This is a genomic window from Paracoccus sp. S-4012 (genome assembly GCF_009674885.1).
In the GTDB taxonomy this organism is placed as follows: Bacteria; Pseudomonadota; Alphaproteobacteria; order Rhodobacterales; family Rhodobacteraceae; genus Paracoccus.
In genome coordinates this window covers 50,009-74,153 of the sequence record NZ_WKKA01000012.1, presented here as the reverse complement: position 1 = coordinate 74,153, position 24,145 = coordinate 50,009, and the positions used below count along the sequence as shown (strand labels likewise).

Sequence of the window (24,145 nt, the reverse complement as noted above, 5' to 3'; positions counted from 1 at the left end):
CGCGGCGCAGGGAAAGGGCGTGTTCACCCCTTGTTCGCCACAGCCCCTCTGTCTTGGGCGCCGGGGCGTGTCTTCCACAGCGACCAGCCGATCCCCGCCCCGAGGATAAGGAAGGTCACGGAGAGCGAGAACAGCGCCGGCACCTTCTCGATCCCCAGCATCTCGGCCGCGATCACCTTGCCGCCAATGAACACCAGCAGCACGGCCAGCGCCTGCTTGAGATAAGCGAAGCGGTGCAGGATCGCGGCGAGCGCGAAGTAGAGCGCGCGCAAGCCGAGGATCGCGAAGATGTTGGAGGTGTAGACGATGTAGGGGTCGGTGGTGATGGCGAAGATCGCCGGCACGCTGTCCACCGCGAAGATCACGTCGGCGATCTCGACCATCGCCAGCGCCAGGAACAGCGGCGTGGCGAAGAGCAGGCTCCCCTCGCGGGTCTGGCGTCGGACGAAGAAACGGTCGCCGTGCAGGCGGTTCGTCACGCGCAGGTTGCGCCGCAGCCATTGGAACGCCCGGTTCTGGGACAGGTCCTCCTCGTGATCGCCGTCCATCAGCATGCGGATGCCGGTGAAGATCAGGAACGCCGCGAAGATCAGCAGCACCCATTCGTAGCGCGCGACCAGCGTGGCGCCGACGGCGATCATCAGCCCGCGCAGCACGATCACGCCCAGGATGCCCCAGAACAGCACCCGGTGCTGAAGGTGGCGCGGGATGGCGAGGGCGCCGAAGATCATGGCGATGACGAAGATGTTGTCCATCGCCAGCGACTTCTCGATCACGAAGCCGGTGGTGTATTCGAGGGCGCGCTCGGCCCCCATCTGCCACCAGACGAAGCCGCCGAAGGCGAGGCCCACGGCGACATACATGCCCGACAGCATGAGGCTGCGGCGCACCCCGATTTCCTTGTTGCCGCGGTTCAGCACGCCGAGGTCTAGCACCAGCAGGACCACGACCATCGTGAGGAACAGGAGCCACAGCCACAGCGGCTGGCCCAGGAACAATGTCAGCAGGATTTCCACGTTTCACCTCTCTCGCGTTGACGCGGCGCGCGAACGGGTGACGTGGAGAAACGGTCAGGCCCGAACGATGCCGCAGCATCGTGGTCCGACATCACGATGCGTCGATCGCCAGAGGGGCCCGGTCCACATGGGCAAGGTAGGGCGAGGCGGCGGCGCGTCAACCCGCCGGGTGATTTTCAGGCGCGCAGGCTCGCGAAGGTCATCGGATCGAGGCTCACCTGGGCGAAGGTCGGGCCTTCGGAGAGCAGGCTCACCGCGTCGTGGCTGTGCAGCGATTCCTGATGGCTGGCGATCACCCGGAAGTCGCCGACGCGGGGCTCGGCCAGCAGCTCGGCCGCGAAGGCCCGCACGGCGTCCTCGACGAAGATCGGATTGGCGGCGTTCAGCTCGGCAAAGGCCTGCTCGTCCTCGCGCTTGACCATAACCTGCGTCTCGGTGGCGACGGCGCGGCGGCAGAGCTCGATCATGTCCTCGAACCACAGCCGGTCGGGCCCTTGCATCACCACCGAGAGCCGCGCCACCGACCGCTGCGAATGCGGCGTCGCAAGCTGCCCCCGGCCGCCCCGCGCATGCTCGCTCAGTTCCAGCGAGCAGGGGCAGGTCGAGGAATAGACGTAGTCGAGATGCATAATCCGCATCCGCCGCTCGCCCTGTTCGACCAGCTCCATGGCCACGTCGTAATACTGCCAGCCCTCCAACCCCGAACGCAGCGAGCCGACCTTCATCGGGTAGCTCAGCCGCATCATGATTCGCGCGCCGAGCGATTCGTGGTCGCCGCGGTAGTCGTCCAGCGCCGCCTGCAGCACCGCGAGCGAGCATTCCTTCTCGGCATGGGCGTAGAAGGACCGCATGATGCGGCTCATGTTGATGCCCTTGCGGTCGGCCTCGAGGCTGACCGTGCCGGTGACGGAGGTCTCCAGCGTCAGCTCGCCCCCTTCGCGCGTCTGGTAGCGGATCGGCAGGCGGAAGTTCGAGATGCCGACATGCTGGATCGGGGCGTTGGCGCCGACGATCAGGCTCGCCGGGCCGTTCTGGATGTCGGGCAGCGTTGCGCGATAGGCCTCGTCGACGCGGAAATCGGCCGGGTATTCGCGGCTGAGTTCGGGATAGGCGGGGGCGACCTTGCGGGCGTCGTTCATGCGGGGCCTCCGGCGTGACGTTGCGGCAGATATGGGGCCTGCTGCCGCCGGAAGCGAGTCCTTCAGCCGAGCGCCTGCTCCAGATCGGCGATCAGGTCCCCGGTGTCCTCCAGCCCGACCGAGAGGCGGATCAGCCCCGGCCCGATCCCGAGCCGCGCGCGCGCCTCCTCGGGCAGCCGCTGATGCGTCGTCGTCGCCGGATGCGTGACGATCGAGCGGGCGTCGCCGAGATTGTTCGAGATCGACCATACCCGCAGCCGGTCGAGCGCCCGGAACGCGGCCTCCTTGCTCCCGAGGTCGAGCGCGATCATCGTCCCGCCGCTCCCCATCACGCGCATCGCGGTCTCGTGTTGGGGATGGTCCGGCAGGCCCGGATAGATCACCCGCACGCTGTCGCGCCCGTGCAGGGCCTCGGCGATGGCCCGCGCGCTCTCGGCCTGCGCCCGCACCCGGAGGTCCATCGTCACGAGGCCGTTCAGCATGATCCAGGCGTTGAACGGGCTGATCGCGCCGCCGGTGTGCTTGATGTAGGGCTCGGCCACCTTGCGGACGAACTGCCGCGTGCCGCAGATCACGCCGCCCAAGGCGCGGCCCGAGCCGTCGATATGCTTGGTGGCCGAATAGACCACGACATCGGCCCCCTGCTCCACCGCGCGCGAGAAGACCGGCGTCGCGAAGACGTTGTCCACCACGACCGTCGCCCCCGCCGCATGGCCAAGCTCGGCCACCGCAGGCAGATCCACGATCTCCAGCGTCGGGTTGGCCAGCGTCTCGAAGAACACGACCTTGGCCGCGGTGGCGAGCGCCGCACGCCACTGGTCCAGGTCGGCGCCGTCCACATAGTCCACCGTGACCCCGAATGCGTCGAGCAGTTCAAGGATGTAGAGGCAGGACCCGAACAGCGCCCGCGCCGCCACCACCCGGTCCCCGGGCCGCAGCATCGAGAACAACGCGCCGTTGACCGCGGCCATCCCGGAAGCGGTGGCGAAGGCGTCCTCGGTCCCCTCGAGCGCGGCGATCCGGTCCTCGAACATGCGGCTCGTCGGGTTGCCGTAGCGGGCGTAGATGAACTCGTCCGGGCCGCTCTGGATGAAGCGCGCCTCGGCCTCCTCGGCGCTCGGATACTGGAAGCCCTGCGTCAGGAAGATCGCCTCGGCGAGCTCGCCATACTGGCTGCGGCGCGCGCCCGCATGGACGGCGCGGGTGCGAGGATGGAGGTCGCGGGCGGACGAGTCGGACATCGGCGGCTCCGGCAGGAGAAGGCCCGTCCCTACCGCCTCGCCCGGATTGCGACAAGTCGCAGGAGATCGCCGCGTCTGCGGGAACTTTGCCCGGCGATGCGGCGTCGTTTTCCTGCAACCCTTGAGACATGCGGGTGTCGCAACCGTCTGGCACAGCGGCGGCATCGGCATCCCGCGGCAGTCCGAAACAAATGGCACTCGTGATCGTCAATGAGGGGCAGACCCCGCCCGAGCGTCTCTGGGCCGCGGCTGCGGCGCTGCCCGTCGGCGCGCCGGTGGTCGTCATGGTCCACGGCTTCCGCTTCTCGCCCGGCTCGCCCTTCCACGACCCGCATGTCGACATCCTGGCGCTCGACCCGGCGCCGGGCTCGCGCCACGCGATCTCCTGGCCGCGCGCGCTTGGGTTCCGCCAGCCCGACGGGCTGGCCGAGGGGCTGGCCGTGGCCTTCGGCTGGAACGCCCGCGGCTCGCTGCGGACCGCCTACGCGCAGGCGGCGCGGGCGGGCGCGGAACTCGCGTCGCATATCGACGCGCTCGCCCTGACGGCGCGGCGGCCGGTGGCCATCATCGGCCATTCGCTGGGCGCGCGGGTGGCGCTCGCGGCGCTTGCCCGCGTGGCGCCCGGCGCGGTCGGGCGGGTGATCCTGCTCGCCGCCGCCGAGTTACGGCCGCGGGCCGAGATCGCCGCCGCGAGCCCTGCGGGGATGATGGCCGAGGTCATCAACGTCACCAGCCGCGAGAACGACATCTACGAGTTCGGGATGGAGCTGGTGATCTCGGCCGGGCTGCAGCGCGGCGTCGGCTTCGGCCTGGGCCGCCCGCGCGAGAACTGGCTCGACCTGCAGATCGACCAGCCGGGCACGCTCACGGCGCTCCGCGGCATGGGCTTTCGCATCTCCGACCCGGCGGTGCGGGTCTGTCACTGGTCGCCCTACACGCGAGAGGGGCTGTTCGAACTTTACCACGCCGCCCTGCGCCAGCCCGCCGCCCTGCGCCAGCCCGCCGCCCTGCCCCTCTGGCTCCTGCGCCGCCAGCTCCCCGTGGCGAGCGCGCCGCGCTTCTCGCGCCTGATCCCGCGCGGGGGGCCTCGGGGCGGGGCGTCGGGCGGACCGCTCGCGCCCGCCTAAGCCCCGGCGCGCAGCCGCGCCTCGATCCCGATCAGCGCCTCCTTGCGCCAGAGGCCGCCCGCGTAGCCGGTCAGGCTGCCGTCCGCGCCGATGACCCGGTGGCAGGGCACGATGATGGCGATGTGGTTGCGGCTGTTGGCGCGGGCGACGGCGCGCGTGGCCGCCGGGCGCGCAATCGCCTGCGCGAGGGCGCCGTAGCTCCACGTCTCGCCCGGCGGAATGGTCCGCAGCCGCTCCCAGACCTCACGCTCGAAGGCGGTGCCGTGGAGCGCGAGGGGGACGGTGAAGCGCGCCTCGCGGGCGGCGAAGAAGGCGGCAAGCTCCGCCTCGGCGCGGTCGATGATCGCGTTGCGGCCGAGGGCGACGGCGCCGGGGACGCGGCGCAGCGAGGCGGTCAGGGCGTGACGGTCCACGAACTCCAGCAGGTGCAGCGCGTCATCATCCGCCACCGCGATCATCCCGCCCAGCGGCGTGTCGAGCCAGTCGGCCAGCAGCCCCGCCGCGCCCCGCATCGCCGCGGGCGGCTGCCCGAACAGCCGCGCGAAGGCGTTGCGGAAGCCCGAGGCGCTGTCGAAACCCGCGTCGAGCTGCGCCCCGATCACCGCCTCGCCCGCCTTCAGCCCCCGCACCCCCTCGCGCAGCCGCGCCTGCCGGGCGAGGTCGAGGAAGGTCACGCCGAAATGCCGCCGGAAGGCGCGGCGGGCCGTGGAGGGATCAAGGCCCATCGCCGCGACATCGCCCTCGGTCCAGCGGCGGCCGGGATCATCGCGCAGCGCGGCGAGCAGGCGCTGCACCGTAGCGTCTCCCTCGGCCTGCGGGCCAAGCGGATGGCAGCGGCGGCAGGGGCGGAAGCCCGCCGCGACCGCCGCGGCCGCACCGTCGAACCAGCGGCAGTGCTCGGGCCGCGGCTTGCGCGCCGGGCAGGTCAGGCGGCAGAAGATGCCAGTGGTGGTGACGCCGACGAGCGCCCGCCCCTCCATCGAGGCGTCGCGGGCGACAAGCGCGGCATAGAGCCGTTCGGGGTCGGGAAGGTCGAGCATCGGGGTCCGCTCCATGCGTGCAACTTGCCCCCATCCTGCCCGATTCGCGAGGCCGAGGCGGCGTCGAATCGGGCGGCTATTCCGACAAGTCCGCCATCTGCCCCAGCATCTCCGCCGCCGCTGCCACTGGATCGGCCTCGCCGGCCTCCACCGCCGCGCCCAGCCGCGCCATCGCGGCCCGCGCCGGTCCGGTCGCCAGCCGCGCCAGCAGCCCGGCGCGCACCTCGGCCTCGAACCAGCGGCGCGCCTGCTCGGCCCGGTGGGCGTCGAAATGCCCGTGCTCGCGGCGCCAGTCGGTCAGGGCCTGCATCTCGCCCCAGGCCTCCGCCAGCCCGGTCCCTTCGGTCGCCGAAACCGGCATTGCCTTCGGGAACCCCTTCGGATCCTGCGGCCGGCGCCTGAGCAGCCGCAGCGCCCCGGCATAGTCGGAGACCGTCCGCCGCGCCGTCGCCAGCAGCTCGCCATCGGCCTTGTTGACGAGGATCAGGTCGGCCATCTCCATGATGCCCCGCTTGACCCCCTGCAACTCGTCGCCGCCCGCGGGGGCGAGCAGCAGCACGAAGAGGTCGGTCATGTCCGCGACCAGCGTCTCGGACTGGCCGACGCCCACCGTCTCGACCAGCACCACGTCGAAGCCCGCCGCCTCGCAGAGGCGCACCGTCTCACGCGTCCGCCGGGCGACGCCGCCAAGTTCGGCCCGGCTGGGCGAGGGGCGGATGAAGGCCCGCGGCTCGCGCGAGAGGTGCTCCATCCGCGTCTTGTCGCCCAGGATCGAGCCGCCGGAGCGGGCCGAGGACGGGTCCACGGCGAGGACGGCGACGCGCAGCCCCTGCCCCACCAGCATCAGCCCGAAGGCCTCGATGAAGGTGGATTTGCCGACGCCGGGCGTGCCCGAAAGCCCGATCCGCAGCGCCTCGCGCCGGGGCAGCGCGGCCAGCAGCGCCACCGCCGCGGCCCGGTGGTCGGGGCGCGTGCTCTCGATCAGCGTGATCGCGCGGGCGAGGGCGCGGCGGTCGCCAGTGGCGAGGGCGGGGGCGAGGTCATGCATGGTCGGACCCGGGGGAATGACCCCGCCGGAGTAGTGGCGGGCGCCGCAGCTGTCCACCGGCTTGCCGTCCGCGCCGCGGGTGCTAGCCTCGGGCGCATGTTTCGGCCCGCCCTCCTCGCCGCCGCCCTCCTCGCCTTCCCCGCCGCCGCCGAAGCGCCGGTGGACGAGGGCATCCGCCTGCTGATGCTCGACCGCGCGGGCTGCATCTACTGCGCGCAATGGAAGCGCGAGATCCTGCCCGCCTATGCCCGCAACCCCGATGGGAAGGCCGCGCCGCTGGCGATTGTGGACATCGACGGGCCGTTCCCCGACGGCCTCGCCCTCGACCGGATGCCGGTGCTGACGCCGACCTTCGTGCTGTTGCGCGACGGCATCGAGCTGGGCCGGATCGAGGGCTATGCGGGCCGGGATTTCTTCTGGCCGATGATCGGGCGGCTGCTGGATCAGGGCGGCGTCGCCGTGCCGGGCGGCTAGACGCCGCGAATCAGCAGCGCCGCGGTCGACCACATGACGGTGCCGATCCCCGCACCGGGAGGAGAGGCCGGTGTCAGCCCTGGCAGTAGGACTGCGCCTTGGTCCAGCCGGCGATGTCGGCGCGCTTCGAGGCCGAGCGCATCGGCGCCCAGTCGCGGCCGACGCCATGCTTGCCGCCCCCGGCGATCACGCCGTCGCGGCCCACCTGCTTGTTCATGATCCTGACCGCGCAGCTCAGGTTGTCGCCGCCGTCGAGGATTTCGCCGGTGCAGCCATACCCGCGCCAGGTGGCGGGCGCGATCTGCATCAGCCCCAGCCACTTGCCGCCGCCGCCCCTGGCCTGCGGGTTCCAGGTGCTCTCGTGCTTGGCGAGCGAGCTGAGGAGCCCGGCCCAGAAGGCCTTGCGCTCATGCGGCTCGGCGCTGGCGAAACCGGGGCAGAAGCTGGCCACGTCGCCGGGCACCCGCTGGATCAGGTTGACGCCATCGGCGTCGAGCGCCGCCAGCACCTCGCGCCTCCAGGCATCGCCGCCCCTGGTGTTGCCCCACCGCATGGCTGGCGGCGCCTCGGACAGCGCCGCTGCCTGCGGTGCCGGCGCGATCGCGGCGGTCGTGGTGGTGGACTCGCAGGCCGCGAGGGCGAGCAACGCCAGCGGCAGGGCCGCCAGGCGCGCAAGGCGGGTGAGGCGCATCGAAAGGCTCCGGATCACTGTCCCGTTGCCGACTGCTTACCGCTCCCGCCCCGGCAGTCCATCTCACGGTTCCGAGCGTCCAAGAGACCGGCGGAGGACCGCGCAACGCCGCGCCGGCGGTCGGCAATTTCCCGCCGCTTGCCGGGCCACCGCCCCTCCCCTAGAAGATCGGGGTTCCCCGCCCGGAGGCCATCCCATGCTCGACCATCTCGCCTATGCCGCCCCCGCGCCCAAGGTGATCCGCGGTGCCCGCGATGACTGGGAGCTGGTGATCGGCCTTGAGGTCCACGCCCAGATCGCGACGCGCGCGAAACTCTTCTCCGGCGCCTCGACCGCCTTCGGGGCCGAGCCGAACAGCAATGTCAGCTTCATCGACGCCGCCATGCCGGGGATGCTGCCGGTGGTGAACGAGGCCTGCATCGCCCAGGCGGTGCTGACCGGCCTGGGGCTAAAGGCGCAGATCAACCTGCGCTCGGCATTCGACCGCAAGAACTATTTCTACCCCGACCTGCCGCAGGGCTACCAGATCAGCCAGCTCTACCACCCGCTCGTCGGCGAGGGCGAGATCATCGTCGACATGGCCCCCGGCATCGCCCGCCGCGTGCGGATCGAGCGCATCCATGTCGAGCAGGACGCGGGCAAGTCGATCCACGACATGGACCCGGCGCTGTCCTTCGTGGACCTGAACCGCACCGGCGTCGCGCTGATGGAGATCGTCAGCCGCCCCGATATCCGCGGCCCGGAGGAGGCGGCCGCCTATGTCGCCAAGCTGCGCCAGATCATGCGCTATCTCGGCACCTGCGACGGCAACATGCAGAACGGCAACCTGCGCGCCGACGTGAACGTCTCGGTCTGCCGCCCCGGCGACTACGAGCGCTTCCGGGAGACGGGGGATTTCACGGTCCTCGGCACCCGCTGCGAGATCAAGAACATGAACTCGCTGCGGTTCATCCAGGCCGCGATCGAATACGAGGCCCGCCGCCAGATCGGTATCATCGAAGACGGCGGCAAGGTCGTGCAGGAAACGCGCCTCTACGACCCCGACCGCGGCGAGACCCGCTCCATGCGCTCCAAGGAGGAGGCGCATGACTACCGCTATTTCCCCGATCCCGACCTGTTGCCGCTGGAGATCGAGCAGGCCTGGGTGGACGACATCGCCGCCGGCATGCCGGAGCTGCCGGACGAGAAGAAGGCGCGGTTCGTGACCGGGCTCGGCCTTTCGGAATACGACGCCGGGGTGCTGACGGCCGAGGTCGAGAACGCCGACTTCTTCGAGTCGGTGGCCGCGGGCCGCGACGGCAAGCAGGCCGCGAACTGGGTCATCAACGAGCTCTTCGGACGGCTGAACAAGGAGGGGTTGGGCGTCGGCGAAAGTCCCGTGTCGGCCTCGCAGCTCGGCGGCGTGCTGGACCTGATCGCCTCGGGCGAGATCTCGGGCAAGATGGCCAAGGACCTGTTCGAGATCCTCTGGACGGAAGGGGGCGAGCCGGCCGAAATCGCGGCGGCGCGCGGCATGAAGCAGGTCACCGACCTTGGCGCCATCGAGGCGGCGGTGGACGAGATCATCGCCGCCAATCCGGGTCAGGTGGAGAAGGCGAAGGCGAACCCGAAGCTCGCCGGGTGGTTCACCGGCCAGGTGCTGAAGGCGACCGGGGGGAAGGCGAACCCGGCGGCGGTGAACGAGATGGTGGGGCGGAAGCTCGGGCTCTGACGTCGCGGGGGGGGGGGCGCTGCCCCCGCACCCCCGGGATATTCTCAGACAGAAGAAGTGCAAGGCGGTGCGGCTGAGCTCGCCAGCGAGGCCGCGCCGCCGGGGTGCTGGGCCTGTAGGATGCGTGCTCAGCACGCATCGGAGACGACGGGCGCAGAGGCGTATGGGTGCCGTGCACGCACCCGAGGGCTGCGCTTTAGCGCTCGCGGTCCCGCGCCAAAGCATCAGGCTACGGTTTGGTGGCGTTTGGTGCGTGCATTGCACGCACCACGCTCATCCCGCCGACGCTGCGGCCTTCTGCTCGGCGTGGATAAGCAGCGGCTTGGCGGCGGGGTTGTCCACCGCTTCCTCGTTCACCACCACCTCGTTCACGCTGTCCATCCCCGGCAGCTCGAACATGGTCTCGAGCAGGATGTCCTCCATGATCGAGCGCAGGCCGCGCGCCCCGGTCTTGCGCTTGATCGCACGCCGGGCGATCGCCTTCAGGGCGTCGTCGGTGAAGGTGAGGCGCGTGTCCTCCAGCTCGAACAGGCGCTGATACTGCTTGACCAGCGCGTTCTTCGGCTGCGTCAGAATGATGATCAGCGCGTCCTCGTCGAGGTCCGTCAGCGTGGCGATCACCGGCAGCCTGCCGACGAATTCGGGGATGAGGCCGAACTTCAGCAGGTCCTCGGGCTCGAGGTCCTTGAAGGTCTCGCCCACCCCGCGGTCGTCGTTCTCCTTGACCGTGGCGCCGAAGCCCATCGCGGTGCCCTTGTTGCGCTGCTGAATGATCCGCTCCAGCCCGGCGAAGGCGCCGCCGCAGATGAAGAGGATGTTGGTGGTGTCGACCTGCAGGAATTCCTGCTGCGGATGCTTGCGACCGCCCTGCGGCGGGACGCTCGCCACCGTCCCCTCCATGATCTTCAGCAGCGCCTGCTGCACCCCCTCGCCCGAGACGTCGCGGGTGATCGAGGGGTTGTCGGACTTGCGCGTGATCTTGTCGACCTCGTCGATATAGACGATGCCGCGCTGCGCGCGCTCGACGTTGTATTCGCTGGCTTGCAGCAGCTTGAGGATGATGTTCTCGACATCCTCGCCGACATAGCCCGCTTCGGTCAGCGTGGTGGCGTCGGCCATCGTGAACGGCACGTCGAGGATCCGCGCCAGCGTCTGCGCCAGCAGCGTCTTGCCGCAGCCGGTCGGGCCGATCAGCAGGATGTTCGACTTCGCCAGCTCGATATCGGTCTTCGAGGCGTGGTTCAGGCGCTTGTAATGGTTGTGGACCGCGACCGAGAGCACGCGCTTGGCGTGCTCCTGCCCGATGACGTAGTCGTCGAGCACGGCGCAGATCTCGCGCGGGGTCGGCACGCCCTCGCCCGACTTCAGCCCCGAGGACTTCGTCTCCTCGCGGATGATGTCCATGCACAGCTCGACGCATTCGTCGCAGATGAACACCGTCGGCCCCGCGATCAGCTTGCGGACCTCATGCTGGCTCTTGCCGCAGAAGCTGCAGTAGAGCGTGTTCTTGCCGTCGCTGCCCGAATTGCTGGCCATCTCGATCTTCCTTCCGCTCCCACGGGCGCGCGCCTCCGCGCCTCCCGTGCTGCGGGCCTGCCGCCTGCGGCGGCTGACCAGCCGAACCATGTTACGGGCGGCGTCCCAGGGTCACAACCCGCAAAGCCGCCGCCCGGTCCCCGTCAGGTCGAATGCGACCTAGTTTTTCTTCTCCTCGGCCTCGGCCTTGCCGCGCGGCTCGAGGATCTCATCGATCAGGCCCCAGTCCTTCGCGTCCTGCGCTGACATGTAGCGGTCGCGGTCGAGCACCTCCTCGACATGCTCGAGCGTCTGGCCGGTGTGGCGGACATAGACCTCGTTGAGGCGGCGCTTGAGCTTTTCCGTCTCCTCGGCGTGGATCAGGATGTCGGCCGCGGTGCCCTGAAAGCCGCCGGAGGGCTGGTGGACCATGATGCGGCTGTTGGGCAGTGCATAGCGCTGCCCCTTCTCGCCCGCCGCCAGCAGCAGCGCCCCCATCGAGGCGGCCTGCCCGATCACCAGCGTGGAGATCCGGGGCCGGATATACTGCATCGTGTCGTAGATCGACAGGCCCGCGGTCACGACGCCGCCGGGGCTGTTGATATACATGCTGATCTCCTTGGACGGGTTCTCCGCCTCGAGGAACAGCAGCTGCGCGCTGATGAGTGTGGCCATCCCGTCATGGACGGGGCCGGCGAGGAAGATGATCCGCTCCTTCAGGAGGCGCGAGAAGATGTCGTAGGCGCGCTCGCCCCGGGAGGTCTGCTCGACCACCATCGGCACGAGCGTGTTCATGTAGTATTCGGCCGGTTCCTGCATCGACGCCCCTTGTCACGCTGCCCCTTCGCCAGTCGCCCGTGTGGCGACGCGGCTGGCGGACCTTTGCCCCTTCCTAGCCGCGAAAGGTTGACGGAGTCTTAGTAACGCCGCCGGGCCTCTGCAAGTGTTGGCAATCGGCAACCGCGCGGCTTAAGTCGCGCACCGACGGAAGGATGGGCGGCGATGAAGCTGATCGTGGGTCTGGGCAATCCCGGCGCGCAATATGCGCGCCACCGGCACAACGTGGGTTTCATGGCCGTGGACGCCATCGCCGCGTCGCACGGCTTCGGCCCCTGGCGCGCGCGCTTCCAGGGGCAGGCGTCGGAGGGGCGCCTCGGGGACGAGCGGGTGCTGCTGCTCAAGCCCGGCACCTTCATGAACCTCTCGGGCCAGGCGGTCAGCGAGGCAATGCGCTATCTGAAGATCGAGCCGGGCGACGTGATCGTGATCCATGACGAACTGGACCTCGCCCCCGGCCGCGTGCGCCTGAAGCAGGGCGGCGGCCATGCGGGCCACAACGGGTTGCGCTCGATCCATCAGCATGTCGGCGAGGGCTATGCGCGGCTGCGGATCGGCATCGGCCATCCGGGCCACAAGGACCGGGTCTCGGGCTGGGTGCTGTCGAATTTTCCCGCCGAGGAGGCGCCCATGGTCGAGCGGCTCGTGGCGGTGATCGCCGATGCGGCGCCGGACCTGGTGCGCGGGGATGCGGCGCGGCTGGGCGCGGCGGTCGCGGCGGCGGTGGAATGAGGCGCTTGGAAGGGCGCGGGGCGACGGTTATCAAGGCCGCATCCTTCAGACGGGAGATCGCCACGTGTCGCAGGAGCCGAGGCAGACCGAACCGATGCCGCGCGGGGAGGTCGTGACCGCTGCGCCGGCGGAGCCGGAGGCGCGGCGGCAAGCGCGCGAGGAGCGGATCGCCCGGCGCCAGGCCTGGGAGCGCGAGAACCCGCCCGAGGTGCGGCGTCTGGCGAAGCGCTTCGAGGCGGCCGCGGGCCTGCCCGCCGACGCCGCCGCCGCCATGGCCCGCCACGTTACTGGCCATTCCGGCGATGCGCCCGCGCCGGATGTCACCGATGCGCTCACCGCCGCCGCGGTTCACATGCTGCTCAACCTGGCCCGGAAACATCCGCCGGCGGACGCATTCCTCGAGCCGCTTCGAAGGCGAATAGTCGACTCTGCCGGTCTGGTGCGGAACTGGGATTCGCTGCAGGATCGGCTCGCCCTCTTGCTGCCGGACATCGGTCCTGCATTCGATGAACAGGTCGAGCGAATCTGGCAGGCGCCGGAGGCGCGGGCTGTCGGCGTGGACGAGACGACCGTGGAGGCGTGGCGGCAGGCCGCACGGATGCTGGCACTCGCCAGGCTTCTTGACGGTCTGGCGAAGGCAAACCCCAGCCTGGCCCAAGAGGCGATGGGAAAGGTCTCGATTGAGGGGGGCCGGCTTCGCGCAATGGACCTCTCCGAAGTGCGCCGCAAGGCCGACCCGCGCGGCACGCTGCTGGTCACGGTCCATAACACGCATCTCGGCGCCCTGACCGTCGCCTGCCTGGCGGCCTTTCCCGACCACCACGTCGTCCGCGCCGACGACATGAAGAACCCCCGGGATGCCGGAAAGCAGTTGCTGCCTATGATCCGCGCCCTCCGACGCGGCGGCGCGGGCCTGCTCGTACCCGACGGCGCCTTCGGGCGGGTGGACCGCGAGGTCGAGGTTCTCGGCGAGCCGCTGCCCGTCTCCGACGCCTTCGCCCGCATCGCCTGGATGAGCGGCTGCCGGGTCGTGTTCGGCGTCGGCTCGTCGGTCGGCAGGGAACAGGGCCTGAGTTTCGAACTTACCGACCTGCCCCGCCGCACCGAGGACATGCCCGAGGTCGAGGCTTATGTGGATTCGATGCTCGAGGCCTACGCTGGCGCGGTTCGCGACGCGATGGTCCGCTGTCCCTTCGACACCGGCCTCAGCCACCGCCTGGGAAAGCGCGCGCAGCCACAGGCGGCGGCGCAGGGGGCGGGCACCGCGCCCGCCGTTTCGGCCTGACATGGACCCCTCGCGCAACGTGCTGGGCGGGGTGCTCGCCTCCTGCTCGATGCAGCCGCTGACCGGCTTTTACCGCAACGGCTGCTGCGACACGGGGGCGGAGGACCGGGGCAGCCATACGGTCTGCGTGATAGCCACGGCCGAGTTCCTGGCCTTCTCGCGCTATCTGGGCAACGACCTCAGCACGCCACGGCCGGAGCTGCGCTTTCCGGGCGTGAAGCCCGGCGACCGGTGGTGCGTCTGCGCGGCGCGGTTCCTGCAGGCGGCGGAGGAGTTCGCGGCGCCGAAGGTGGTGCTGGAGGCCACGCATGAGCGCGCCCTCGAGATCGTGCCGATCGAATTGCTCAAGGCCCATGCGGCGCCAGCTTCGGGCGGAGAGGAAACATGAGGCTGATCTTTGCCGCGATGGCGCTGCTCGTCGCGGGCGGGACCACCGCCGCCACGCTGCCCGACGGCGCGACGATGCGCGGCGAGGACGCGGAGCGGCTCGCCGCGCTGCCGGAGGCCTACGGCAACGCGCTGCGCGAAGCCCTCGCCGGCGCCTCGGCGGACGACATCGAGGGGCTCGTCGCGGCCCTTTCCGGCGCGCCGCAGCCGGTGCCGCCGGAGGCCCTTGCCGGTGACTGGCGATGCCGCACGATCAAGGTTGGCGGGCTGACCCCGATGACCGCCTACGATCCCTTCCGCTGCCGCGTGACGGCCGAGGGCGGGCGGGTGCTGTTCGAGAAGCTCACCGGCTCGCAGCGGGTGCGGGGCGAGGTGCATGAGGCCGAGGAAGGGCTCGTGCTGCTCGGCGTCGGCTACATCGCCGGCGACACGCCCCCTGACTATGCCGCTCTGCCCGAGGAGATCGACGCCGGTGCCAGTCCGCAGATCACCGCCGATCCCGGCGTGATCGAGATGACCGGCCCCGACAGCGGGCGCATCCTGTTCCCCTATCCGATGCTGGAATCGGTGATGGACGTGCTGGTGCTGAGCCGGTGAACCGCCGCCCTGCCGGCGCGTTGTCGCGGGCGGCAGGGAGGGCGGAATGGAAGCGAGAAACGGCGAGGTCCGGCGTGGCGACAAGCCCGCCCTGGTGGACGCGATCGAGACGGCGGATGTCGCGCTCTCGGCCGAGGCCGGGCGGCATCGGCACCATCCGGCGGTGCGGGCCGCGGGGTTCCTGAGCGAGATTGCCGACCAGCCCCCGGCCTTCACCCTCGCCATCGCCGCCACGGCCGCGGGCATCGTCCTCGACCGGCCGCGCCTCGCCGAAGGCGGGCTGCGCTGTCTGGCGGCGCTGACGGTGGTCACGGCGGCGAAATCCGCGGTCAAGGCCTGGGTCGTGCGGACCCGGCCCTCGAAGCTGTTCGAGGACGGCGAATACGAGACCGGCCTCGACGGCCCGAACGAGGGGCCGTGGAACTCGTTTCCGTCCGGCCACGCCGCCAATGCGGTCGCCTGCGCGCGGGCCATCGGCCGCGTGTCGCCGGAGGCCGGGGCGGCGGCGATGGCCGGAGCGCTTGCCATTGCGGCGGTGCAGGTCCCCCGCGCCGCGCATCACGCGCTCGACGTCGTGGCTGGCGCGGCGCTCGGCTGGGGGGTGGAGGCGGCGCTCGACGCGCTCTGGCCGGAACGCGAGGAGGCGTGAGCCGTCAGTCCTCGGCGTTCGCCTCGGCGCGGCTCTTGCCCGCGACATCCAAGGCCAGCGTGGCGGCCATGAAGCCGTCGATGTCGCCGTCCAGCACCCCCTGCGTGTCCGAGGTCTCGTGCCCGGTGCGCAGATCCTTCACCATCTGATAGGGTTGCAGCACATAGCTGCGGATCTGGTTGCCCCAGCCGGCGTCGCCCTTGGCGTCGTGCTGGGCGTTGATGGCGGCGTTGCGGCGGTCCAGCTCGAGCTGGTAGAGGCGCGCGCGCAGGGCGTTCATCGCCGCCTCGCGGTTCTGGTGCTGCGACTTCATCGAGGAGGTCACGACGATGCCGGTCGGCAGGTGGGTGATCCGCACCGCCGAGTCGGTGGTGTTGACGTGCTGCCCCCCTGCCCCGGACGAGCGGTAGGTGTCGATGCGGATGTCGCGGTCGGGGATGTCGATCTCGATGTTGTCGTCCACCACTGGATAGACCCAGACCGATGAGAACGAGGTGTGCCGCCGCGCCGCGCTGTCGAAGGGCGAGATGCGGACGAGCCGATGCACGCCGCTCTCGGACTTGAGCCAGCCATAGGCGTTCGGGCCGCTGATCTTGTAGGCGACCGAGCGGATGCCGGCTTCCTCGCCCGGCGTCTCGGAGACCAGCTCGACCGTGTAGCCGTGGCTCTCGGCCCAGCGAACATACATCCGCGCCAGCATCGCGGCCCAGTCGGCGCTCTCGGTGCCGCCGGCGCCGGCATGGACCTCCAGATAGGTGTCGTTGCCGTCCGCCTCGCCGTTCAGCAGCGCCTCGAGTTCCTTCTGCGCCGCGGTCTCGGCCACCGCCTTCAGCGAGGCCTCGGCGTCCGCGACGATCTCGCCGTCGCCCTCGGCCTCGCCCAACTCGATCAGCTCGACGTTATCCTTCAGCTCCTGGCTGATGCGGCGATAGGTGTCGATCGCGTCCGAGAGTTTCTGGCGGTCGCGCATCAGCTTCTGCGCGCGGGCCGGGTCCGACCACAGGTCGCCATCCTCGATCATCGCGTTCATCTCCTCGAGGCGATGCGGGGCCGTGGTCCAGTCGAGGCGCTGCGCCAGCAGCTTCAGCGACTTCTCGATCGACTCGACGGTGGCTTCGGTCTCGGCGCGCATGGGCGGTTCCTCGGGCGGCGGGCGGCGGTTCGGACGGGGGGTGATAGCGCGGGGGCTGGAGGCGGGCAAGCGCGAGGTGCTTGATCAGAGCGGGCTTCGGCTGCCGCGCGAGTGATTGGGGCGCGAGTGACTCAATCCCGCTTGGTCCGGTAACGTGGGCCGACAGAGGGTCCGCGCACGCACGAAGGTGGGCGCGGACACGCCCGCCTGCGGGGCGGGCGGGCGCGGACCCGTCCGCTTTGGCGGACGGGCGGGAGGTAGCGGCGGCGTCAGGCCAGTCTCGGCTCTGCAGCTGTCGGTCAGTAGAGCCCGCCGCCCGAGAGCGTCCCGAAATCCGCCTGCTTCGGGATCACCCGCCGCTGCCCGGTCGACGTCGTCACCGCCTGCCCGCCGCCCGACGCGGGCGTGGCTTCCAGCGGCAGGGCGTCCCAGGCGCGCGGCGCGTTCGGGTCGCCCTGGAAGCCGCCGGTCACGAGGCGGATCTCGCTCGACGCACCGTCGCGGAAGAACTCGCTGATGACGTTCGGACCCGAGGCATCGGCGGACAGGCGCGCGCCGGTGTGGCGGTCGATCTTCACGAAATGCCCGCCCTCGGGCACCTTGAACCTCGTGCCGCCGAATTTCTCCACCGCCTTCTGCATGAAGGCGTTGAAAACCGGCACACAGAGCGTCCCGCCATAGGCGTTCTGGCCGAGCGAGCGCGGCTGGTCGTAGCCGAGATAACAGCCCGCGACCATGTTCGAGGTATAGCCGATGAACCACACGTCCTTGGCGTCGTTCGTGGTCCCGGTCTTGCCCGCCACCGGCACCGGCAGGCTGACCCCGCGCCCCGAGCCGCGCTGCACCGCGCCCTCCAGCATCGAGGTCAGCTGGTAGGCCGTCACCGCGTCCATCACCCGCTCGCGGTCTGCCGTGATCGCGGGGGCGAGGCCCGCGGGCAGCGCCGGCTGGTCACAGGTCTCGCAGACCCGCTGGTCGTGGCGGTAGATCGTGCGGCCGCGGCGGTCCTGCACCCGGTCCACCAGCGTCGGCTCCACCCGCTCGCCGCCATTGGCGAACATCGCGTAGGCGGCCACCATCTTGTAGAGCGTCGTCTCCTGCGCCCCGAGGGAGTTCGCGAGATACGGCCCGAGGTGGTCGTAGACGCCGAACTTCTCGGCGTAGCGGCCGACCGTGTCCATGCCGATGTCCTGCGCCACGCGAATGGTCATCAGGTTGCGCGACTGCTCGATCCCGGTGCGGAGCGTAGTCGGCCCGTAGAAACCGCCGCCCGCGTTCTTCGGCTCCCAGAGGCCCTGCGGCGTGTTCAGAACGATGGGCGAGTCCTCGACGATCGTCGCGGGCGTGAAGCCGCTGTCGAGGGCCGCGGCATAGACGAAGGGCTTAAAGGACGAGCCGGGCTGGCGCTGCGCCTGCGTGGCGCGGTTGAAGACCGAGGACTGGTAGCTGAAGCCGCCCTGCATGGCGTAGACGCGGCCGGTCTCGACGTCCATCGCCATGAAGCCGCCCTGCACCGCCGGCACCTGCCTCAGCGTCCAGCGGATGAAGCTGCCGTCCTCGTCGCTGGTCATGGCGCGGACCAGCACCACGTCGCCCACCTCCAGCAGGTCCGAGGCCCGCTGCGCCCGTGGTCCCAGCCGCCCGTCCGGCCCGCGCTTGCGCGCCCATTCCACGTCGCGGGCCGGGATCCAGTGGCCGTCCTCGTCCTCTTCGATCCCCTCGATGCCGATGCGGGCGTCGTTGTCGCCGAGCAACAGCACCACGGCTGCGTGCCAGCCAGGAATGTCGCGCGGCACTTCGGCGTCGCGCAGCGCCTCGCGCCACGCGGCCTCGTTGGCCAACGCCTCGGGGGCGAGGCTCTCGCCCGTCCCGCGCCAGACGCCGAGGCCCCGGTCATATTGCTCGAGCGCCTCGCGCAGCGCCTCGGCGGCGATGGCCTGCAACTCCGGCTCCACGGTGGCGCGGATCTGCAGGCCGCCGCCGAAGAACTCCTCCTGCCCGAACTGCGCCGAAAGCTGGCGGCGGATCTCGTCGGTGAAATAGTCGCGGGGCGGCAGGCCCTCGCGGAAGGAGGGAAAATCGCCGTTCTGCACGGTCCTCAGCGGCAGCTGCGCCTCGGCCTCATAGGTCTCGCGCGTGATGTAGCCGTTCTGCATCATCTCGCGCAGGACGTAGTTGCGCCGCTCGGTGATGCGCTCCTTGTCGCGGACGGTGGAGCGCGAGGGCGCCTGCGGCATCGCCGCCAGCATCGCCGCCTCATGCGGGGCGAGCTGGTCCAACGTCTTGTTGAAATAGGTCTGCGAGGCGGCGGCGACCCCGAAGCTGTTCTGCCCGAGGAAGATCTCGTTGAGGTAAAGCTCGAGGATCTGGTCCTTGGTCAGCGTCTGCTCGAGTCGGCTGGCGAGGATCAACTCCTTCACCTTGCGCTCGACCGTGCGGTCGGAGCTGAGCAGGAAGTTCTTCATCACCTGCTGGGTGATGGTCGACGCCCCCCGCACCGCGCCCCCGCGCGCCGCCTGCAGCGCCGCGCCGACCATGCCGCGCGGGTCATAGCCGCGGTGGACGTAGAAGTTCTTGTCCTCGGCCGAGATGAAGGCCTGTTTCACCAGGTCGGGCATCTCGTCGCTGGACTGGAAGACGCGCCGCTCCTCGGCGAACTCGTCCATCAGGTGGCCGTCGCCGTCGTAGATGCGGCTGATGGTCTTGGGACTGTAGCTGGCGAGTTGCTCGTGGCTCGGCAGGTCGCGCGAATACATCCAGAAGACGCCGCCGACGGTCAGCACGATGAAGGCGAGCGCGGTGACGAACCACGAGAAGACGCCACCGAGGAAGGAAAGCACGAAACGAAGCAAACGACCGGTCCCCGGAGGAATGGGGGCCGCTATAGACGCGGCCGCCCCTCAGGTCAAAACAAGCTTCGGTCAGCGGCGCAGCAGCGGCGCCCGGGCGGCGTCGTCCTCGGCCCAGGCGACCACGGCGCGCGCAACCGCCCCGGCGAGGCCCGCGCGCCATTGCGGGTCGAGCAGGTTCGCGCGGTCGCCCGCGTCGCTGAGAAAGCCGGTCTCCACCAGAACCGAGGGGATGTCGGGCGATTTCAGCACGCTGAATGCCGCGCCCTTCACGGGCCGGTTGCGGATCGCGATGCGGCCGAGGGCGAACTCGCTGAGCAGGAACTTGGAGATGTTCTCGGATCGCGGCTGGGTGTCGAGCCGGGCGATGTCCATCAGCGTCGCCGCGACCTCGTCATCGGCCCCGGCAAGGTCGAGCCCGGCCAGCAGGTCGTCGCGGTCGTGACGCAGCGCCAGTTCCGCCGCCGCGCGGTCGTCGCCCTCCGGGTCCCAGAGAAACACCGCCGCCCCCGCCGCCTCGCCCTCGGGCAGCACGTCGGCGTGGAGCGAGATGAGCAGGTCGGCATGGGCGGAGCGCGCGACGGTCATGCGCCGCTCGAGCGGCACGAAACGGTCACCGTCGCGGGTGAGCGTGACCTCGACGCCCTTGGCGCGCAGGGCGGCGGCGATCTCGTTCGCCACGGTCAGCATCAGCGCGGCCTCAGTGATGCCGCCCGCCACGGCGCCGGGGTCGAAGCCGCCGTGGCCGGGGTCGAGCGTGACGCGCAGAGCTCCCGGCGCGCGCGCTATGGCGGGCGGCAGGGGCGCGGGATCGGGCAGATCGAACAGCAGCGGCAACGCATCGCCCCGCGCCTCGGGGGCGAAGTCCTCGGGCGCGACGGGCACGAGCCGCAGCGAGAGCCGTGCGGCGGGGCCGGTGCCTGTCAGGACGGCGCGATCGATGGCCATCGGCGAGGGCAGCTCCAGCACGATCCGCACGCGGTCGCCCGCGATCGCCCCCCAGCGGATCGCCGGCACGAGCGCCGCTCCCGGCAGCGCCGTCGGCTCAGCGGCGGAGAGGCCGACGCCCTGCAGGTCGAGGACCAGCCGCGGCGGCCCGTCGAGCAGCATGGCGCGGTACGGCACCGCCCCGCCCGGCACGAGGGTCAGCGCGAGCGGCCGAGGCTCGCCCCGGTCCTTGCCCTCGGCCGCGAGCGAGGAGGCCGCCAGATCCAGCCGCGGCGCTTCCGCTGCCGCCAGCGGCGCCGCGCACAGCAGGACCAGCAGCGCCAGCATCGCCGCCCGGATCGTCGCACCTGCCTGCATCCATCCGCCCCCTTGTCCGAGGCGCCGCTATCACAAGCGTGTTCGCCACGGTCAAGCGCGCGCCTTGTCATCAAGCCTGCAAGGCCCCACTGTTTCGCGCGACCCTGAAAGGACGCCCCTCATGACCCGCACCCTCCTTGCCGCGCTCGCCCTGTCGGGCGCCCTCGCCGCGCCCGCCGCCGCCTTCGATCCGTCTGCCATGACGGAGGCCGAGAAGGCCGCTTTCGGCGAGGCAGTGCGTGAATATATTCTGAAAAATCCGGAGGTTCTGGTCGAATCCTTCACCATACTCGAACACCGGCAGGCCGCGGCGGAGGCCGCGGGCGACCGCGAATTGGTCGCGATTCACCGCGATGCGCTGACCGCCGACGGCCACTCCTGGGTCGGTGGCAATCCCGACGGGTCGCTGACCGTGGTCGAGTTCATGGACTATCGCTGCGGCTACTGCCGGCAGGTGCAACCGCAGGTCGCCGACCTGATCGCGACCGATGACGACGTGCGGCTGATCGTGAAGGAGTTCCCGATCCTTGGGCCGGAGAGCGAGGCCGCCTCGCGCTTCGCCATCGCCGTCAAGCAGGTGGCGGGCGATGACGCCTACCAGCAGGCGCATGAGCGGCTGATCGCGCTGCAGGGGCCGATGAACGACGACAGCCTCGGGGGCATCGCGGACGATCTCGGGCTGGACCGCGCGGCGATCCTCGCGCGGATGGACGCGGATGAAGTCACGGCCGTGATCGAGGCGAACCGCGCGCTCGCCCAAGCGCTGCGGATCGCCGGGACGCCGACCTTCATCATCGGCGACGAGATGATCCGCGGCGTGCCGCCGCAGGGCCTCGCCACGGTGGTGGATGCGGTGCGCGAGGCGGCGGGGGGCTGAGGCCCCTACTCCGCCGCGGCCACGGGCGCCTGCGCGGCCTCGATCGCCTCCGCGCGGCGCTCGACCAGTTCGACGATGTGGTCGATCATGCGCTCGTTGCCGAGCTTGTGGCTCTGCCGTCCGGCCATGTAGACCATCCCCGACCCGGCGCCGCCGCCGGTGAAGCCGAGATCGGTCATCAGCGCCTCGCCCGGCCCGTTCACCACGCAGCCGATGATCGAGAGGCTGATCGGCGTCTTAATGTGCTCGAGCCGCCGCTCGAGTTCCTCGACGGTCTTGATGACATCGAAACCCTGCCGGGCGCAGCTGGGGCAGGAAATGATCTGGACGCCGCGGGTGCGGAGGCCAAGGGACTTCAGGATCTCGAAGCCGACCTTCACCTCCTCGACCGGATCGGCGCTCAGGCTCACGCGGATCGTGTCGCCGATCCCGCCCCAGAGCAGGTTGCCCATGCCGAGCGCCGACTTGACAGTGCCGCCGCGCAGACCCCCCGCCTCGGTGATGCCGAGGTGGATCGGCGCATCGGTTGCCTCGGCCAGTGCCTGATAGGCGGCGGCGGCGAGGAACACGTCGCTCGCCTTCACGCTGATCTTGAACTCGTGGAAGTCGTTGTCCTGCAGCAGCTTGATATGGTCGAGCCCGCTCTCGACCATCGCATCCGGGCAAGGCTCGCCGTATTTCTCCAGCAGGTGCCGCTCCAAGGAGCCCGCGTTCACGCCGATGCGGATCGAGCAGCCGTGGTCCTTGGCGGCCTGCACCACCTCGCGGACGCGGCGGGCGTCGCCGATGTTGCCGGGGTTGATCCTGAGGCAGGCGGCGCCGGCCTCGGCCGCCTCGATGGCGCGGCGGTAGTGGAAATGGATGTCGGCCACGATCGGCACCGGGCTCTCGCGGCAGACCTCGCGCAGGGCCCGCGTGGTCGCCTCGTCGGGGGCCGAGATGCGGACGATGTCGGCGCCCGCCTCCGCCGCGGCGATGACCTGCGCCAGCGTCGCACGCACGTCCGAGCCGTCGGTGTTGGTCATGGTCTGCACGCTGATCGGCGCGTCGCCGCCGACCGGGACGTTGCCGACCATGATCTGGCGCGAGCGCCGACGCTCGATGTTGCGCCAGGGGCGGATCGGGTTGTGGCTCATCGCGGACCTCGGCTTCCTCGGGCAGGCCCTACATAGGCGCGCGGGTCCCCGAGGTCTATGTCAGTCCGCGGGATCGGGCGCGAGCGGCGCGGCCGAAGCGAGCGCGATCATCGAAGCCAGCTCCGGGTCGGCGTCGAGGTCGGCCGCGGCATAGTTCGCGGTCAGCGCCGCGGGCGAGAGCTCGACATTGCTCACCACCTGCGCGCCCGGCGCAGCGGGGCCGTAGGTGCGCCCGGCGATGTCGAAATAGACCCCGCCGGAGTTCCCGGTCCGCAGCACCGGCGCGGCTTCGAGCTTCGGCAGCGCGAAACGCTCGCCCGCATCCATGGTCTTTTCGAGGATCACGGTGCCATCGCCCGAGGTCACGCGCACCCAGGCCGGGCGCACGGCCAGCAGTTCGACCTCGGGCGCGTCGGGGGCGAGCGTGCGGACCGCCTCGCCCGCGTCGGGCAGTTGCGGGCCGGCGGCCATCGCCTGGCTCAGCGCGGTCATCACCGCACCCCCCTCGGGCGAGGTCGTATCGGCCGCGGCCCCGGATTCCGCCGCCACCGAGACGGTCAGGCCGGGGTCGATCGCGGCGATCGGCGTGTCGCGCTTGGTCAGCACCGGCACCTCGAGCGCCTGCGGCCGGTAGACCCGGTCGAGCGCCTCGGGCTGCGGCAATTGCACCGCAAGCTCGGCCGCCGCCGGATCGGGCGGGGCCAGCGTCACGTCCTGCGCCGGGTCGAGCGCAGCGATCACGCCGGGCGCGCGGTCCACGGGCGTGAGATTGACCTTCTGCACCTCGCGCAGCACCGACCAGCCGCCATAGCCCAGTCCCGCGACCAGCACCGCGAGGACCAGCAGCGAGCCGATGGCGCGCGGCTCGACCTGCGACCAGATCGATTCCGGCTGCGGCAGGAAGGTCGGGCGCGGATTAGCGAGCGCCTCGGCCACGTCCGCGGGCCGGCGCTGCGGCTTCGGCCCCGAGGCCTGCGGCGCCATGCCATGCACCGGCTGGAAGCCCGCCTCCTCGCAGAAGCGGCGGAAGGTCCAGTCGGCGTCCATGCCGAGATAGCGCGCGTAGGAGCGGACATAGCCCGAAATGAAGCTCGGCGTCTCGAAGGCGGAGATGTCGCAGTTCTCGATCGCGGCGATGTAGGAGGCGCGAATCCGCAGCTCGCGCTGCACGTCCAGCAGGCTCTTGCCCAGCGTCGCGCGCTCGCCCCGCATCACGTCGCCGAGTCTCAGTTCAAAATCGTCGAATCCCGGCGCAGCCTGCACCTCACCCTCCAACACCGGGTCTACCCGCATGTTCATGCGACTGCTCAATCCTCTGTCCCTCATGCCGGTTCCGAATCGGACCTTGGCGTTTTTT

General features: G+C 70.6%; 21 protein-coding genes and 1 pseudogene. 9 read left to right on the top strand and 13 right to left on the bottom strand.

Going from position 1 to position 24,145, the window contains the following annotated elements; genetic code table 11:
• Positions 1-23 precede the first annotated feature (23 nt).
• From GI374_RS14370 to metZ, 3 genes are all read right to left on the bottom strand, one after another.
• The gene (locus GI374_RS14370) at positions 24-1,016 is read right to left on the bottom strand and encodes a TerC family protein (protein WP_370515370.1); all 993 of its coding nucleotides are present in this window, start codon (positions 1,014-1,016) and stop codon (positions 24-26) included.
• A 176-nt stretch (positions 1,017-1,192) separates the two neighbouring features.
• The gene (gene folE2, locus GI374_RS14365; protein ID WP_370515373.1) at positions 1,193-2,221 is read right to left on the bottom strand and encodes a GTP cyclohydrolase FolE2; all 1,029 of its coding nucleotides are present in this window, start codon (positions 2,219-2,221) and stop codon (positions 1,193-1,195) included.
• A complete protein-coding gene (metZ, locus tag GI374_RS14360; RefSeq protein WP_154337754.1) occupies positions 2,218-3,396 on the bottom strand; it encodes an O-succinylhomoserine sulfhydrylase in 1,179 nt (392 codons plus the stop codon). The genes folE2 and metZ overlap by 4 nt, the downstream gene beginning before the upstream one ends.
• 191 nt (positions 3,397-3,587) lie before the next feature.
• Here metZ and GI374_RS14355 point away from each other — a divergent pair, with 191 nt between their 5' ends.
• A complete protein-coding gene (locus GI374_RS14355; protein WP_195759933.1) occupies positions 3,588-4,523 on the top strand; it encodes an alpha/beta hydrolase in 936 nt (311 codons plus the stop codon).
• On the opposite strand, the gene GI374_RS14350 is transcribed toward GI374_RS14355, so the two are convergent.
• Together GI374_RS14350 and meaB are read right to left on the bottom strand one after the other, a co-directional pair.
• Positions 4,520-5,578 (bottom strand): bifunctional transcriptional activator/DNA repair enzyme AdaA, encoded by a 1,059-nt coding sequence (locus GI374_RS14350; protein WP_229583307.1) that lies wholly within the window; start codon positions 5,576-5,578, stop codon positions 4,520-4,522. The two genes, GI374_RS14355 and GI374_RS14350, sit on opposite strands and share 4 nt — an antisense overlap.
• Before the next feature lie 61 nt (positions 5,579-5,639).
• Entirely contained in the window at positions 5,640-6,611 is a 972-nt protein-coding gene (gene meaB, locus GI374_RS14345; RefSeq protein ID WP_154337752.1) for a methylmalonyl Co-A mutase-associated GTPase MeaB, read from the bottom strand.
• A 96-nt stretch (positions 6,612-6,707) separates the two neighbouring features.
• On the opposite strand from meaB, the gene GI374_RS14340 reads away from it, so the two are divergent.
• On the top strand, positions 6,708-7,085 hold the full coding sequence (locus GI374_RS14340; protein ID WP_154337751.1) for a SoxS protein: 378 nt from the start codon (positions 6,708-6,710) through the stop codon (positions 7,083-7,085).
• A gap of 73 nt (positions 7,086-7,158) precedes the next feature.
• Here the strand turns inward: GI374_RS14340 and GI374_RS14335 are convergent, their stop codons facing one another.
• Positions 7,159-7,776, bottom strand: a complete 618-nt coding sequence (locus GI374_RS14335; RefSeq protein WP_154337750.1) for a lytic transglycosylase domain-containing protein — start codon at positions 7,774-7,776, stop codon at positions 7,159-7,161.
• 196 nt (positions 7,777-7,972) lie between these two features.
• Between GI374_RS14335 and gatB the strand changes: the two genes are divergently transcribed.
• Positions 7,973-9,487, top strand: coding sequence for an Asp-tRNA(Asn)/Glu-tRNA(Gln) amidotransferase subunit GatB (gene gatB / locus GI374_RS14330; protein ID WP_154337749.1), 1,515 nt, complete (start codon positions 7,973-7,975; stop codon positions 9,485-9,487).
• A gap of 273 nt (positions 9,488-9,760) precedes the next feature.
• Here gatB and clpX read toward each other — a convergent pair whose 3' ends face one another.
• Positions 9,761-11,023 carry an ATP-dependent Clp protease ATP-binding subunit ClpX gene (gene clpX / locus GI374_RS14325; protein ID WP_154337748.1) on the bottom strand — a complete coding sequence of 421 codons (1,263 nt, stop codon included), beginning with the start codon at positions 11,021-11,023 and terminating at the stop codon, positions 9,761-9,763.
• Positions 11,024-11,182: 159 nt separating this feature from the next.
• The gene (locus GI374_RS14320) at positions 11,183-11,821 is read right to left on the bottom strand and encodes an ATP-dependent Clp protease proteolytic subunit (protein WP_154337747.1); all 639 of its coding nucleotides are present in this window, start codon (positions 11,819-11,821) and stop codon (positions 11,183-11,185) included.
• Between the two features lie 183 nt (positions 11,822-12,004).
• Between GI374_RS14320 and pth the strand changes: the two are divergent.
• The 5 genes and pseudogenes from pth to GI374_RS14295 all read left to right on the top strand — a co-directional run.
• Positions 12,005-12,568, top strand: a pseudogene (gene pth / locus GI374_RS14315) (aminoacyl-tRNA hydrolase); the annotation flags it as partial.
• Between the two features lie 115 nt (positions 12,569-12,683).
• Positions 12,684-13,856 carry a hypothetical protein gene (locus tag GI374_RS14310; protein WP_154337745.1) on the top strand — a complete coding sequence of 391 codons (1,173 nt, stop codon included), beginning with the start codon at positions 12,684-12,686 and terminating at the stop codon, positions 13,854-13,856.
• Between the two features lies 1 nt (position 13,857).
• Positions 13,858-14,244: a DUF2237 family protein gene (locus GI374_RS14305; protein ID WP_154337744.1), complete on the top strand. Its 387-nt coding sequence runs from the start codon at positions 13,858-13,860 to the stop codon at positions 14,242-14,244.
• The gene (locus GI374_RS14300; protein WP_154337743.1) at positions 14,241-14,840 is read left to right on the top strand and encodes a DUF4893 domain-containing protein; all 600 of its coding nucleotides are present in this window, start codon (positions 14,241-14,243) and stop codon (positions 14,838-14,840) included. The genes GI374_RS14305 and GI374_RS14300 overlap by 4 nt, the downstream gene beginning before the upstream one ends.
• 46 nt (positions 14,841-14,886) lie before the next feature.
• Positions 14,887-15,489, top strand: a complete 603-nt coding sequence (locus GI374_RS14295) for a phosphatase PAP2 family protein (protein WP_154337742.1) — start codon at positions 14,887-14,889, stop codon at positions 15,487-15,489.
• Between the two features lie 4 nt (positions 15,490-15,493).
• Here the strand turns inward: GI374_RS14295 and prfB are convergent, their stop codons facing one another.
• From prfB to GI374_RS14280, 3 genes are all read right to left on the bottom strand, one after another.
• Positions 15,494-16,621 carry a peptide chain release factor 2 gene (gene prfB, locus GI374_RS14290; RefSeq protein WP_154337741.1) on the bottom strand — a complete coding sequence of 376 codons (1,128 nt, stop codon included), beginning with the start codon at positions 16,619-16,621 and terminating at the stop codon, positions 15,494-15,496.
• A 299-nt stretch (positions 16,622-16,920) separates the two neighbouring features.
• Positions 16,921-19,473, bottom strand: a complete 2,553-nt coding sequence (locus GI374_RS14285; protein ID WP_154337740.1) for a penicillin-binding protein 1A — start codon at positions 19,471-19,473, stop codon at positions 16,921-16,923.
• 69 nt (positions 19,474-19,542) lie between these two features.
• A complete protein-coding gene (locus GI374_RS14280; RefSeq protein ID WP_229583305.1) occupies positions 19,543-20,775 on the bottom strand; it encodes an N-acetylmuramoyl-L-alanine amidase in 1,233 nt (410 codons plus the stop codon).
• 121 nt (positions 20,776-20,896) lie between these two features.
• On the opposite strand from GI374_RS14280, the gene GI374_RS14275 reads away from it, so the two are divergent.
• Positions 20,897-21,652, top strand: coding sequence for a DsbA family protein (locus GI374_RS14275; protein ID WP_154337739.1), 756 nt, complete (start codon positions 20,897-20,899; stop codon positions 21,650-21,652).
• A 5-nt stretch (positions 21,653-21,657) separates the two neighbouring features.
• Here the strand turns inward: GI374_RS14275 and ispG are convergent, their stop codons facing one another.
• Together ispG and GI374_RS14265 are read right to left on the bottom strand one after the other, a co-directional pair.
• A complete protein-coding gene (gene ispG / locus GI374_RS14270; protein ID WP_154337738.1) occupies positions 21,658-22,788 on the bottom strand; it encodes a flavodoxin-dependent (E)-4-hydroxy-3-methylbut-2-enyl-diphosphate synthase in 1,131 nt (376 codons plus the stop codon).
• Positions 22,789-22,848: 60 nt separating this feature from the next.
• Positions 22,849-24,087, bottom strand: a complete 1,239-nt coding sequence (locus GI374_RS14265) for a helix-turn-helix domain-containing protein (RefSeq protein WP_154337737.1) — start codon at positions 24,085-24,087, stop codon at positions 22,849-22,851.
• Positions 24,088-24,145: the final 58 nt, after the last annotated feature.

Coding starts and splice junctions, on each gene's coding strand:
- GI374_RS14335 (WP_154337750.1), bottom strand. CDS start 7,776: ATGCGCCTCACCCGCCTTGCGCGCCTGGCGGCCCTGCCGCTGGCGTTG.
- GI374_RS14265 (WP_154337737.1), bottom strand. CDS start 24,087: ATGAACATGCGGGTAGACCCGGTGTTGGAGGGTGAGGTGCAGGCTGCG.
- GI374_RS14275 (WP_154337739.1), top strand. CDS start 20,897: ATGACCCGCACCCTCCTTGCCGCGCTCGCCCTGTCGGGCGCCCTCGCC.
- GI374_RS14355 (WP_195759933.1), top strand. CDS start 3,588: ATGGCACTCGTGATCGTCAATGAGGGGCAGACCCCGCCCGAGCGTCTC.
- GI374_RS14350 (WP_229583307.1), bottom strand. CDS start 5,578: ATGGAGCGGACCCCGATGCTCGACCTTCCCGACCCCGAACGGCTCTAT.
- GI374_RS14320 (WP_154337747.1), bottom strand. CDS start 11,821: ATGCAGGAACCGGCCGAATACTACATGAACACGCTCGTGCCGATGGTG.
- gatB (WP_154337749.1), top strand. CDS start 7,973: ATGCTCGACCATCTCGCCTATGCCGCCCCCGCGCCCAAGGTGATCCGC.
- GI374_RS14300 (WP_154337743.1), top strand. CDS start 14,241: ATGAGGCTGATCTTTGCCGCGATGGCGCTGCTCGTCGCGGGCGGGACC.
- GI374_RS14305 (WP_154337744.1), top strand. CDS start 13,858: ATGGACCCCTCGCGCAACGTGCTGGGCGGGGTGCTCGCCTCCTGCTCG.
- GI374_RS14340 (WP_154337751.1), top strand. CDS start 6,708: ATGTTTCGGCCCGCCCTCCTCGCCGCCGCCCTCCTCGCCTTCCCCGCC.
- clpX (WP_154337748.1), bottom strand. CDS start 11,023: ATGGCCAGCAATTCGGGCAGCGACGGCAAGAACACGCTCTACTGCAGC.
- GI374_RS14295 (WP_154337742.1), top strand. CDS start 14,887: ATGGAAGCGAGAAACGGCGAGGTCCGGCGTGGCGACAAGCCCGCCCTG.
- ispG (WP_154337738.1), bottom strand. CDS start 22,788: ATGAGCCACAACCCGATCCGCCCCTGGCGCAACATCGAGCGTCGGCGC.
- prfB (WP_154337741.1), bottom strand. CDS start 16,621: ATGCGCGCCGAGACCGAAGCCACCGTCGAGTCGATCGAGAAGTCGCTG.
- meaB (WP_154337752.1), bottom strand. CDS start 6,611: ATGCATGACCTCGCCCCCGCCCTCGCCACTGGCGACCGCCGCGCCCTC.
- metZ (WP_154337754.1), bottom strand. CDS start 3,396: ATGTCCGACTCGTCCGCCCGCGACCTCCATCCTCGCACCCGCGCCGTC.
- GI374_RS14280 (WP_229583305.1), bottom strand. CDS start 20,775: ATGCAGGCAGGTGCGACGATCCGGGCGGCGATGCTGGCGCTGCTGGTC.